General features: G+C 36.5%; 12 protein-coding genes. 10 read left to right on the top strand and 2 right to left on the bottom strand.

Going from position 1 to position 12,875, the window contains the following annotated elements:
- The 7 genes from QVB70_RS08470 to QVB70_RS08440 all read left to right on the top strand — a co-directional run.
- Positions 1-855, top strand: an 855-nt coding sequence (locus tag QVB70_RS08470; RefSeq protein WP_287585295.1) for a hypothetical protein, incomplete at its 5' end; no start/stop codon positions are given.
- A 55-nt stretch (positions 856-910) separates the two neighbouring features.
- On the top strand, positions 911-1,510 hold the full coding sequence (locus QVB70_RS08465; protein WP_287585294.1) for a helix-turn-helix domain-containing protein: 600 nt from the start codon (positions 911-913) through the stop codon (positions 1,508-1,510).
- A 193-nt stretch (positions 1,511-1,703) separates the two neighbouring features.
- Positions 1,704-2,615, top strand: a complete 912-nt coding sequence (locus tag QVB70_RS08460) for a hypothetical protein (RefSeq protein WP_287585293.1) — start codon at positions 1,704-1,706, stop codon at positions 2,613-2,615.
- 25 nt (positions 2,616-2,640) lie between these two features.
- Entirely contained in the window at positions 2,641-3,264 is a 624-nt protein-coding gene (locus tag QVB70_RS08455) for a winged helix-turn-helix domain-containing protein (protein ID WP_287585292.1), read from the top strand.
- Positions 3,265-3,345: 81 nt separating this feature from the next.
- On the top strand, positions 3,346-4,062 hold the full coding sequence (locus QVB70_RS08450; protein WP_287585291.1) for an ABC transporter ATP-binding protein: 717 nt from the start codon (positions 3,346-3,348) through the stop codon (positions 4,060-4,062).
- 15 nt (positions 4,063-4,077) lie between these two features.
- A complete protein-coding gene (locus QVB70_RS08445; protein WP_287585290.1) occupies positions 4,078-6,966 on the top strand; it encodes an ABC transporter permease in 2,889 nt (962 codons plus the stop codon).
- 352 nt (positions 6,967-7,318) lie between these two features.
- Positions 7,319-8,011 carry a hypothetical protein gene (locus QVB70_RS08440; RefSeq protein ID WP_287585289.1) on the top strand — a complete coding sequence of 231 codons (693 nt, stop codon included), beginning with the start codon at positions 7,319-7,321 and terminating at the stop codon, positions 8,009-8,011.
- A gap of 122 nt (positions 8,012-8,133) precedes the next feature.
- Here QVB70_RS08440 and QVB70_RS08435 read toward each other — a convergent pair whose 3' ends face one another.
- The gene (locus QVB70_RS08435; protein WP_287585288.1) at positions 8,134-8,475 is read right to left on the bottom strand and encodes a cupin domain-containing protein; all 342 of its coding nucleotides are present in this window, start codon (positions 8,473-8,475) and stop codon (positions 8,134-8,136) included.
- 509 nt (positions 8,476-8,984) lie between these two features.
- Positions 8,985-11,342, bottom strand: coding sequence for an N-6 DNA methylase (locus tag QVB70_RS08430; protein ID WP_287585287.1), 2,358 nt, complete (start codon positions 11,340-11,342; stop codon positions 8,985-8,987).
- A gap of 209 nt (positions 11,343-11,551) precedes the next feature.
- Between QVB70_RS08430 and QVB70_RS08425 the strand changes: the two genes are divergently transcribed.
- The 3 genes from QVB70_RS08425 to QVB70_RS08415 form a co-directional block, all read left to right on the top strand.
- Positions 11,552-11,839, top strand: a complete 288-nt coding sequence (locus QVB70_RS08425; RefSeq protein WP_287585286.1) for a hypothetical protein — start codon at positions 11,552-11,554, stop codon at positions 11,837-11,839.
- 471 nt (positions 11,840-12,310) lie between these two features.
- Positions 12,311-12,499 (top strand): hypothetical protein, encoded by a 189-nt coding sequence (locus QVB70_RS08420; RefSeq protein ID WP_287585285.1) that lies wholly within the window; start codon positions 12,311-12,313, stop codon positions 12,497-12,499.
- A gap of 41 nt (positions 12,500-12,540) precedes the next feature.
- The coding region (locus tag QVB70_RS08415; RefSeq protein WP_287585284.1) for an RRXRR domain-containing protein at positions 12,541-12,875 on the top strand (335 nt) is incomplete at its 3' end.

Raw genomic sequence — 12,875 nt, 5'->3', positions numbered from 1 at the left:
GTTATTGGACGGATAAAAGAAGGATTCAAGATCTGGAGAAAAGGATGGTTAAGCTTCATACTTGCTGTAATTTTGCTATCATTTGTTTTTATAATCGTATTGATCCCAGTGAGTTTTGGCATTGCGGGTATTGCGGGTATTGGAGTTTATTTTGAAGAAAGTTTGATTTCAGTAGCGATAACAGCTTTTACGGTAACAGTTTTTGGCATCGCATTTAATTTCATTGTTATCGGAACGATGTGCGGTCTAGGAAAAGAACTCATCGAGATCGAAGATACCCGAGCCGAAAACACTCTGCACTACATTAAAAGTTTTGGTTTAAGATTTGCTGCGATAGGTATCATAATCGGAGCTGTAGTTATTGGACCGTTTATGGTTGTAGGTATCACCTTCGCCTTCATAAACATCTTACCTGCTCTCTCATTAAATCTGTGGGCAGGTATTGCAGTTAGCATTTTATCGTTTATTGTTGCCTTTTTCCTCTTCGTTCCTTTCGCCCTCTCGATACCAGCATGCCTTATAGAGGATATAGGGCCAATTGAATCAATAAAAACCAGTTTTCACGCTTTCAGAAAGAATCCTAAGACAATATCAGTATTGCTAGCGTCATTTATTGTAATTTTCGTTGCTTTACTTGCGCTTCCTATCATAGGTTTAATAATCGGATTTGTTCAAACACCCTTTGCTGTGATATTAGCCGGTGTTCTTGGCACATTTGCTGTTATAGCATTCTTTGTTTGTATTTTTGTGATTCTCCCGGTAATGTGCGTCACGTTTACAAAATTTTACTATGATTACAAACTCCCAGAAAAGGAGGAGGTTTCTGAAGAAGATCTGCCAATAAGGCTACTTTAACGAAGATATTTTGCAAACGATCCAATACAAAAAAGCGACTTAGGTGAAACCTGAAATGCAACAAACTATGGTTGTAAGAGATAAGGAAGTTCTGAAATCACTTATATCACCGATCCGATCGAAGATCTTACAACTTCTTATCAACGAAGAACTTGCAGTTCAACAATTGGCAAATAAGTTAGAAACATCTGCCGGCTCAGCATATTATCATGTAAAAGGTTTACAGGACGCTGGACTCGTTGAAGAAACGCGTACAGAAATGGAAAAGAATATCATGATGCGGTTTTACCGTGCGGTAGCGAGGCAGTTCAAGGTTGATTTTAGTATAATTACTGACGAGGCTGATGAAGAGGTTACCAAATGGGTCAAGAGCCGTGTAGAAAGCATAATTACTGGTTTGCAAGCGTATAATATTGTAATCCCAAAAGAAAAATTTCCTGATGCTGTAAAGTATTTAACAGAGTTAGTTAACCTCGAAAACAAGATAAAGGAAGAGATCTCACCTACGAGTCCTGAACTATTGAATAATATTGCACCCTCCATACGTGAAGATATTTCATCCCTCATGGAAATGTATCATCAAAATCAAGACAATGATTTAATCAATGCGCGAGAAAAACTGATCTCTTTTCTAAGGAAATATGAAAAAACCTGAAAGATTTCAGCACTGTTTTTACCGAAAACTAGATTTTTTATCTTTTTTTCATAAAAAGATTTTTATATATTGATGTTCATTGTACGTTTGATTTATTTCAAACGTATGAATTATTTATAAATAATTAAAAAAAATGGAGATTAAAAGATTAGTGAGAAGACAGCATTAGAAAGGATTAAGACAGTGTACTAGCGTGCAAACACTTTTTTTGAAAATCGAATGTAAACAAATCTTACTAGAAGACTTCATGGAGGTTATTGATGATATGGCAACGACCTCAATAACAGAGTTGCTAAAAGAAGGCTTTAGAATTTGGAAACAAGGATGGTTAAGCTTCATTCTGTCAGAGATTTTGTTGTTTTTTGCTTTGGCAATCTTATTAGTTCCCACGATGGCTACAGCGAATTATCTTGGAATCGTGAGAGAAACTTCGCCAGCCTTCTTAAACCCAATATTAGTTTCAATAATGGCAATAATCGGTATAACCTTCAATAGCGTCGTTATGGGAAGTTTCTGTGGACTGGGAAAAGAACTAATTGAATTCGAAGATACTAGGGCAGAAAACGCGCTCTATTATTTAAAAAAACAAGGCTTAAGTTTTATAGGAGTTGGTCTCGTAATCGCAATCCTAATCGTTGTCCCATTGACACTGATACGCCTCTTCTTGGGTGTAGGCACAAACTTTGAACTTTTAAGAGGTCTTACTATTATCGTTTTTATAATTATATTTTTCCTACTAGCTCCATTTGTTATCTCAATACCTGCTGCTGTCATTGATGAGTCAAATGCTATTGAATCAATTAAAACAAGCTTAAATTTCTTACGAGAAGATCCAAAAATGGTCTTGGGAGTGCTTGGATTTTTTACTATACTATACTTCTTACTTCTTAGCCCAACCTTGGCATTAACGACCAGAAACGCTATTTTGACACATAGATTCATACCTGTATTCACTCCAGCTATTCTAGCAGTGATAGCCTTCGTTTGTTTCCTTTTTGTGCTGTTCCCGATGATGTCAATCACCTTCACAAAGCTTTACTACAATTGCAGAATCCCAAAGAAGAAACAGGTTTCAGAAGAGGAGTCACCAATTAGTCTGTTCTAAAAAAGTTCGTAGGAGTAGAAACAAGTTGAAACAACTTATGGTTTTGAGAAATATAGAAGTTTTGAAAGCACTCCTCTCTAGCTGGAGATCGAAAATACTGCAGCTTCTTATTGTCCAAGAATATACGGTGCAACAATTGACAAAAATGTTGATAGAGATGACAGGAGAGAAGATTAACCCTGGTACGGTATACCATCATATAAAAGTCTTGCAGGAGGCAGGACTAGTTGAAGAAACACGCCAAGAAATTGAAAAAAATATAGTTATGAAGTTTTACCGCGCCGTAGCCAGAGATTTTAGAGTTGATTTTAGTGTATTAACAGGCAAAGATGAGACTCATAGAGATGTTACTCAATGGCTTGAAAGCCGTGTAACAGGTTTAATAGACACGTTAAAAGCTTATAATATCAATATTGATCCTGAAAATTACGTCGAAGCAGCAGAGCATATAAAAGAATTCATCAACCTTGAAAATAAACTAAAAGAAGAGATTTCATCAAAAAATCCTGAACTCTTAAAAAATAAAGATCCTTCGATAATAAAAGACGCCTTCTCGCTCATGACCCTTTATCTCCTAAACCAAAATGAAGAATACGTTATGTTACGAGAAAAATTGTTAGATTTCCTAAAAATGCATGAAAGTTCATGAAGTAAAAAGGTGTTGGATTAGAAAGATTTATTTGCTAATAAATATCTTTCAAAAACTCCACTCCAAAAGAGGTAGAAAAAGTTGAATAAAGAAAATTCGACGATGGTAAAGACAATCAACCTTCACAAAACATACGTCTCAGGTTCACTTGCCGTACAGGCGGTTCGTGGCATAGATTTAGAAGTTAAAAAAGGCGAATTTATAGCAATCATGGGTCCTAGTGGCTCGGGAAAATCGACTTTGATAAACTGTTTAGCCGCTATAGACACGCCAACAATGGGAGACATTTTCATTGAAGGGCGAAATATCGCCGCACTTAGTGACGATGAATTAGCTGAGATCCGTTTACGTAAAATTGGCCTTGTTTTTCAGACATTTCAGTTATTTGAATTATTGACCGCATTAGAAAACGTAGAAATGCCTATGACTTTCCTGAAGATGCCCAAAAAGAAAAGACAAGAGCGAGCTTTAGAATTATTACGAATGGTAGGTCTTAAAGCCCGTGCAAAACATCTACCCTCCGAATTGAGTGGAGGAGAGCAACAACGAATTGCTGTTGCCAGAGCTCTTGCAAACGATCCACCGATTCTCTTCTTGGATGAGCCAACTGGTGATCTTGACTCCAAAAATGGGCAGATGGTCATGGAACTACTCGCCTCGATTCATGACAAGGGTGAAACATTAGTTATGGTCACTCACGACCCCGAAATGGCCACCTATGCAGATCGTGTAATTAATATGCTCGATGGAAAAGTTCTAAATGAAGAAATCAATAACAAGACCAAAAAAACTAACTAGTAAGAGGATATAACAATGAGTTATTTGCGATACTTGTTCACTGGAATGCGTCGTAAAAAAGCCCGTACTATTCTGGGTATATTAGGTATTATTGTCTCAGTTGCGTTGCTTACAGGTATGAATGCGACAGTTGATTCATACAGTTATTCTTACATTGACCAGGCTGAACAAAACGAAGGCATTATCGACTTTATGATTACTCGAAACACGTATGACAAAGTAAATCCGGGTTTCGAGGACGCTATATTCCTAGAAGCAAAGCCACGTTCACTTGCGGAAAGTGTGGATGGCGTTCAGGGTGTTTCACCTCGCCTTAGGGCACTCGTAGAGGTTGAAGTAATTAAGAAAGGTACAGAACAATTAGAAATCGACCTTGAACTGATCGGTATGGATTTTGATAGAGAACAAGAACTTGGAATTGGACAAATTCGCATAATTGAGGGTGAGTTCGACCTGGTAGGCAAAAAGGTGTTTATACAGCGAAGAACAGCTGATCTTCTAAGTGTAGAAGTCGGGGATAAAATTAGATTTAATCCAGTGGAGTGGAACAAAGATGCTGGCGGCCGAAAAGGGCAATTTTTTGAAGTCAGTGCAATCATCGAAGATGAAAATCGTTTGGCAGATTCTGATAATAATGCAATGATATGCGGATTATGGAGTGCGAGAGATCTATTAAGATCTTCAAAATACGTTACTGAATTAGTAGGTGTTTTTGAAAACAGAGATTTCCTATACGATATTCGTGAAATTGACGCGACAGTTTCAAGGATTGTAAAATTGGGAACACGAATACAAGACGCAGTGGGTATTGAATACAACGTGGAATTACCGATTACTGAAGAATTGCAGCAGCTCGATCAACAAGGGGTCTTTATTAGAATCATCCTTGGAATGGTAGCAGTAATCTCACTGGTCATTTCTTGTGTGCTAATGTACAGTCTTTTAACAATCTCGGTTGAAGAGAAGACGCATGATTTTGGTCTATTTATGGCTATCGGAGCAAAGAAGAAGCACATATATCGACTTGTCATATTGGAAGCGGTGATAATAGCTGTTTTAGGTACAGTTGTCGGAGTCGTTCTTGGATTTCTGTTGAGTTTAGGACTTCTCTATCTATTAACGGCGGGAGGTCTTCAATTTCTGGTAGGATCTGTAACATTGCAGATTATTGTCACACCCACGACCATAGCAATGAGTATAGTCGCAGGAATTGCAGTAGGTCTAATTAGTTCCATTTATCCCGCGATGAAAGTCACTCGGGTTAACATTGTCGATTCCCTTACGCCTATGCGGGGAACCCCTACCTATCAACGTGTAGTAAGAGAGAGGGGCGTCAGTTCGAAGTTAATTACATATGGGTTTATTATTTCAGGTGTCTCGGGATTTGTTTTCTTCATATTTCCTACAGCTTTTATTACTATGGATCTGTCTGTGATCGGTACATTATTCCTTGGAATGATGCTTGCCTTGCTATTAGGATTTGACCTGATTGGCCTTGGTGGCTTAGTTCCAAGCGTAGAAAAGTTACTTGTACGAATAATTCGCCCGTTTACCCGCCGAATTAATGACGTTGTCGCAATGTATCTTAAAAAACACCGCAGAAGAAATACATTAACCGCTATTATGTACAGTGTTTCAATTGCATTCATTTTATTCCTTTCAACGATGCTAACGGTACAGACACTGTACAATATAGATGCTGTACGAGCTGAAGTTGGAACGGATTTAGCTCTTGTCTCAACCACAAGTTCAGTGCGAGGTGCAGGATTTGGCGGAGGATTTGGACCCGGTACTACAAGCGATATTCCAATCTGGATAAACGATACAGATCTTGTCCCTAAGATTAAAGAGATAAACGGTGTAGTGGCTATTACGCGAGTAAGTCCAGAAAATCATCCAAATGGGTCTTCAACGGTTAGAATGGGTGACCTGATAATGTTTGAAGATGTAAGCGCTAGCGTATATGCAGTAGATGCTGATTTCCCTAACGTCACGTTCTTTGATATTGCCAGATTTACAGAAGGGGACGTTCAAGCTTTTAAGACAATTAATGAGGTGGAAAATACTACAATTATCTCCGAAGGTGCAGCAAAAAGACTTCAGGTTCATGTTGGAGACAAAGTCCGCATTCAATCCACTAGAAATCTAGCTACAGGAAGAGAAGTTTTAACTACTGAGCTTACTGTTGTTGCGCTTGCTAGTGATATGCCTGCCTTCTCGGGCTTTCAAGAGAGAGAGTCAGGTTTTAGTGACGTTTTGGTATCTCAAACTACTTACGCTTTGATCTTTAACCTCTATGAGGAACAAGATATCGATAGAACCCATAGCGGGGAACTAGAAGACTATGTCGAACCAGTCGATAGACTATTAATACAAACGACTACTTCTGAGGCTTCAAGAAGTGTCGCTCTTAACCTTAGACGATCTTATTCAGCAAGGGAAGGATTAAACGTCATAGTCGTTGTGGAAGAAATAGAAGAGGTGCAACGAAGTCTTCTTACTCTCCAATTGTTCTTTACGATAGCACTAGGATTTGGTATGGTTATTGCTCTATTTGGCCTCACAGCTAGTTGCTATACGACCATCCAAGAATCAATAAGGGAGATAGGAATCATGAAAAGTGTAGGACTTAAACGCAAACACATAACAAACATTTTTATGTTTGAGTCTATAATCCTGACGATGGCAGCTGGCCTATCAGGTACTTTTGTAGGATATTTCACAGGACTTTCGTTAATTGCACAACAGTCCATATTCACTGAACAACCGTTGCCGCTGTATATCCCTTGGCTGGAACTAGGATTAGTGATCGTTGCATCAATTATAATAGGTGCTATTGGAGCATGGATTCCATCTCGTATAATCTCGAAGAAAAATACTGCTGAAATTCTTAGAATGCGGTAACTTTCTTTACTTTTTTTTATTCTAATTAGTTTTTTTCCATATTATAGATTTGTCTCTCTCTTTGTACCAAGTATTGGAATTATATGCTATACATGATCTTATTGAATTTTGAGAATTGAAGAATGACGCACAACTTATCATAAACATGTAATAATGATAGAAACAGTAACATATAATAGTCACGAGTTAATAAAATTAACATTATTGTAATTGCTGTTGCTCGAAGTGTACCTATAGTAAATCTAAAAATCAGATGAAGGTTATATATAACAGAAAACAGTAGTTGCCTTTTTCAATGTATTGAAAAAGAAGAATTGATAAAATTAGTAGTTGACTAAGGATATAGACTGAAATGACTCGTGGGATTATCTTTACACACTCTGAATTGAAAGGAGACCTAAAGCCGTTATACATTTACCCCTCGACATTAGAGGAGAATCTAATTCATAAAATAATTATAAAATCATCAACGCTGGTTTTAACGACATTAGATCTTTCCATAGATTATGAAGGGGCATCAATACTTCAATTTCCTGAACTTACAGTCCTCGTTTACTATTTCCTGCACCCACATGAAGAAAATGGAACAAAAAGTCAGATACCCACAACTATTTCCGTTTTTGTTGAATCAGAGTTCGAATGGTTTTTCTTTAAAGAGGTCGAACCTTTAGTTCAACGAATTAAAAGCTTAGTTCAACGAATTAGAAATACAGGTCAAATAATGGAAGAGGAATTCAAAGAACTATACAACTTTCTTGATTCGGTTTTGCAGACAGACGAAATGAATGAAAATAAGCAGACCATTCAAACACAAGCAATTATGAAACCTGTTTATATATCTGATCAACAAGGATTTCTCGACTATTACCCATTTATTAATTTGGATTTAAGAGAGGAGATTGTTTCGCGACTTATTGAGGGTGATTCTTCTTTAGATGAACTTTCAAAAGACCTCAAAACGTCCTCTTTTGAAGTGTTTCCACTATTGCAGCGCCTTCTTCGTTACAAACTAATTTCATTGCAAAATAGTGCTATTAGTGACTGATTTTTGCTAGGTGCGTCTTTAACTTTATCGGCAGGATGCTCCATCCGTAAGAGAGGTAGTTCACCGAGATGTTAAAAATTAAAGAAGGAATAAAAAAGAGTAATAGGGCTATGGATGGAATTTTATTCAAGATATGGAATTAAACAGACGAATTTGAGCCCTTTTTCACCAGCTTTGAAATTGTGTTTCTCGTTCCCTGGAACCCAGACGATGTCCCAAGGTTTTAGTGTTTTTTCAGTCCCGTCAGGAAACGTAACGGTACCATCGCCTTCTAAAATAAATACTTCGTGCTCCCAACTATGGTCATGAAATGGCGAATGGCCCCCAGGTTCCAATTCAAATAATCGCATCGCAAAATTCTCTGCACCGTCTTTTTCTTTCGTGATTAGCCAGCGTACGTATGTATCTTTTGCACCTGCTTCTGCCTTTTCTTTTGTAACATCAGTCCAGTGGAATAATTTCATTCAATACCCTCCATAAGTATTTCACGTGTCCTTAGTATCAGAAATTTTCTTTTTAACTTTATCGGCGGGAAATCCCCTTCCGACAGCTGGAGGTAGTTCACTCTTGTTGTTTCGAATTGAAAGAACAATTTACTGAAGCAATTCAAAGGCAGTTTTCGAAATTCATTCACTTTTCATTCAATTTGGTTTGAGTATTACTGATTTATCATTGCGTAATATCCAACGTGTCTGTAGATGTAACTACCTTAAGTATTACGCAATCTTATAATCCGTAATATTGAAAAGTGGCGTTTTACAAAACTTTTTAAAGAAAAAGCGCTTTATAGATACAAACAATAAATTATAGTTTTTTTGGTGACTATTATGAAAAAGATCAGAAAGAAAACAGCAACTGCTTGCAAATGCGGAGCAAGCTGCTAAAATCTAAAACAATAATACATGTGAAAAATTCACCAATTTCTTTTTTATTTTTCTAAATTTCGAGGAAAAACAAGAGTTTTTGATGCAAATCATTTTTCTAATAACTTTTTCTTTGACTTAGTTACTGCAGGACAAGATGGGCAGAAATCTGTCAAAAATCTGTAGATCCGTTCAATTTCCAATGAATTAAGATCGTAAAGCGTAAATAATAATGTATTAATTCTCTTTAGGTGGTTTTGGATATCAGAATCATTAGCGTTAGCTTCAAGAATTTTGTTAACATTTTTTACAATTTCATCAATGATATTTTCTTCTGTTGAGGTTTCTGGTAATTTAAGGGGAAGATATCTCAGAATTTCCCTATATTTTATACTTCCTCCAGGAATTACTAATCCCCAAAACATTGCTCGATAGTAAAATTCGGCTAATGGGGAATTTAAATAGGCCAAGGCGTATTTTGTTAAAAGACTCTCACGATCATCATTGTATTTGTCCTTTAAAAAAAGTAGATAAAGTGTATTGAGGGCGTAAAAAAACTTTGCATGGTCTGGTTTTGAATCATCCCCACCATCATAGGCTACTGTTAGGAATTTGCTTGTATTTCTGAAAAATAGTTTTTTTCTATTAAAAATAGACGGTTTTTTGGATAGATAGAGCCTTTCATGATCTGTTTCTGGCTTATATTTAAGATATATATGCCTCCAGTTAATTCTGTATCGATCTATATCTAAACCATCAATAATTCTTCGATGGCGTTTTTGTTGTAATGATGACAAGGATTTGTATTGTTCTTCACTGATTAGAACTAATTTTCGCGTCTCTGGGCTTCCAATTCGTATGCATTGCTCAATCTTAAAGACATCTCCCAATAAAGATACCTCATCTTCCATCTTTTTAATAATCGAATAATATTTTTTGCCTAAAAATGGAGAAAAGATATTTTCTTGCGTCATAAAAAAGTAAGATTGGGGGAACATCATTACAATATGTTTTGGTGTTTCTTTCTCAGGAGAGGGTATAGAACTTAACGAGTGTAAATCGTTTGTCTTGAGAACAACTGAAGTTATCGGATCGACCTTTTTATTAGTCTTTGTCTTTTGAAAAATGTAAATTCCTACACTAACGTCCTGTTTAAATACTGATTCATATAATGCGAGGTTAATCATTTTTTTGATGCGACACTTTTCTAATATGTATTCACGCAATGCTCTCCCATATCCACTATAAACCATAAAAGCGGTTGGTAAAAGAAATCCAAGCATTCCATCAGATTTTAAAAGATCGATCGATCGTTCTATAAAGAGAACATATAGATTTAGACGTCCTTTTGCAGTTCTAAATTTTTTCTGATAAGACTCTCTCTTTTCTTTTGATATTTGTGTAACACCAACGTATGGGGGATTTCCTATGATGTAATCAAAAGAATCGTCGTCAAGTCCTGATTCGGTCAGAAAATCAGAACAGAATATCGGAGTTTTAGGAAGTACGAATGATGGTTTCTCTTGAAGAGCTTTTTTGTAATAAGGCAATAATTCGAGTACAAACCTTAGTTTTGTCATAAGACAAGAAAAGGGATAGATATCGAGACCTAAAATCTTTGAGCTATTGAATAACTCCTCTAAAACTTGAGACCATCCGAATAATTCGGCATCTTCTGTCACATCTGAGATATATCGTTTCAAAGCCTCTATTAGAAAAACTCCACTACCACATGAAGGATCTAACAGTTTCTTTTTGTTCAGTTGATTTCCTTTTAGATAACCAACACTATCTAGAATAATTTTAACTACAGATAATGGTGTATAAAACTCTCCTAAGTTTTTTCGAATCTGTCTATCTATTATATGTTGATAAAGTTCACCAAAAATGTCAGTTTCTTGAGATAAAGATGTTTCTTCTAAGAACTTCATCATGTTACTTAAACCAGTTCTCAATTTCTCTAAATGAGATAACATTCTTTCGGGTACGGCTTTTTCGTTTTCGAATTTTTCAAAAGGTTCAAACCACCAATCGAATTGTTTTTCGTAGGGTTCACTATAGAGAAGATGAGTATCTATTTCGAAAATGAATTGCACGATATCAGTTAAAGATTGCTTTTTAGAAGCGAAAGCTGCTTGAGAAAAAGGTAATTTGTATTTCTGTGAGAAAATCGCTAGAATGGATTTGAATAACATAACCAGTAAGGTTTCAATACAAAAAAGTGTTTTTTGCGTACTTTCATTCTTCAAACCCACATCGTTTATTATATTTTTCCATGTGCGAGGTATTATTTTGGGTAGTTTTCCTTTGGAATACAGTTTCCATTCAGTAAAAATGATTTGAAGTTTTTTTGAATCATAAAGATGATATTCAAACAAAGCAAGCAAAGATTGAACGACAATGTAAAAAGAAGAATCCTCTTTTAGAGCAAATATTTTTAAAACTTTGTCCTTTGCAATAGAGTCCATAGTCTTCCATCACGAATACGATTTGAATCACAGAAACGGTATTTGAACATCTATACTGATAACTAAACCGTATTTTGACTTATAACTTAACTGGCGAGTAGACTCGTAAAAAAGATAATCTTATAAGGCAAAATATAGAAATATGAGTTCAAAACTCGACCTTAGGCGGTTGATACTAAGAAACAAGGTGAACGAAAATAGCTTTTGAAATGGATGATATTCTAGCAGAATTAGATAAAGAAAAACAGGCATTGAGAATTAGCATAGTTAGACGCAAATATGGGAAAAAGGTCACTCTCCTTTCTGGTTTTGGAATTTCAAAAAGTAAGCTCAAACAAATAGCTAAAAAATTGAAAAAGACGCTTGGTTGCGGAGGTACAGTAACCGAAGTTAATCAAGAACTTATTATTGAACTTCAAGGCGATTGGCGTAATGATCTTCCAGAGCTTCTAGAAGCTGAGGGGTATAATGCAGAGGAAATAACCATCAGAAAATAGATCTAAAAACTTGTTTGCGTTCAGATCAAGAAATCTGTATGTGCTCAAATATATCAATATTTGAAGTTAAATTGATCCGTTATGAGCTGAACTTTAGTAAATAAGCTGGTGAAGGGTCAGCAGGTTAAATTTCGTGCAACTACGATATTCTCCTCTTTTTCCAATTTTTAAACTCTTTAAACCTCTATTACGTGCATGAGTTATCAATTATATTATATTATATTGAACGTCAAAGTTGTATACTAATTTTAGTGGTATTCGTGATCATATAAGGTATTTTTTTATAGAAGGATTTGCAATAAAAAGCAGTATTATACTATTTTTTGATGACGAAAAAGGATGTCATGTTTCTGTAAAAATCGTTTAAGAGAATGATAGGTGAAGTCAATTACCCCACCCTGACGGATGGGGCTTGTTCCGTGAGGAGCAAGAGCAATTAGTTGATTAGCCTGAGAGAGGTCGTGGTAAAACATGACGGTATCTGAGTTATCAGCAGAGTTCAAGAACACACCAAGGGATGCTTCTCTAGTCCCTTGCTCTGTAAATGGTGGTTTAAACAGAGAGGAAACTCTCAGTGATCATCATACAGTACTGACTGATAACCTTGGCGAAAAGAACCAACCTACTTTAACGCACGTTAAAGGAGGCGATAGGACTTGAGAGTACCTATCTATGTATTAAACATGAGGGGGCAACCGCTCATGCCTACCACACAACGCACAGGAAAGAAGTTGTTACACGAAGGCAAGGCAAAGGTTGTTCAGCGATGCCCTTTTACCATTCAGTTGAACTATGCCACCGGAGAAACCAAACAACCGATTACACTCGGAGTGGACATCGGATATACGAACATCGGATTTAGTGCCAAGACCGAAAAATTAGAAGTCATCAGCGGCACGTTAATCTTACGACAAGACGTCTCTAACAAGCTAGACGAAAAACGGAGGTACCGCAAAACTCGTAGAGGTAGACTAGGGTATCGACCACCTCGCTTTAATAACCGAACACGACCTGAAGGCTGGTTAGCCCCTAGTAC

The organism is Candidatus Borrarchaeum sp., from assembly GCF_019058535.1.
GTDB classification, from domain to species: Archaea; Asgardarchaeota; Sifarchaeia; order Borrarchaeales; family Borrarchaeaceae; genus Borrarchaeum; species Borrarchaeum weybense.
This window is presented reverse-complemented; position numbering and strand designations above follow the sequence as displayed.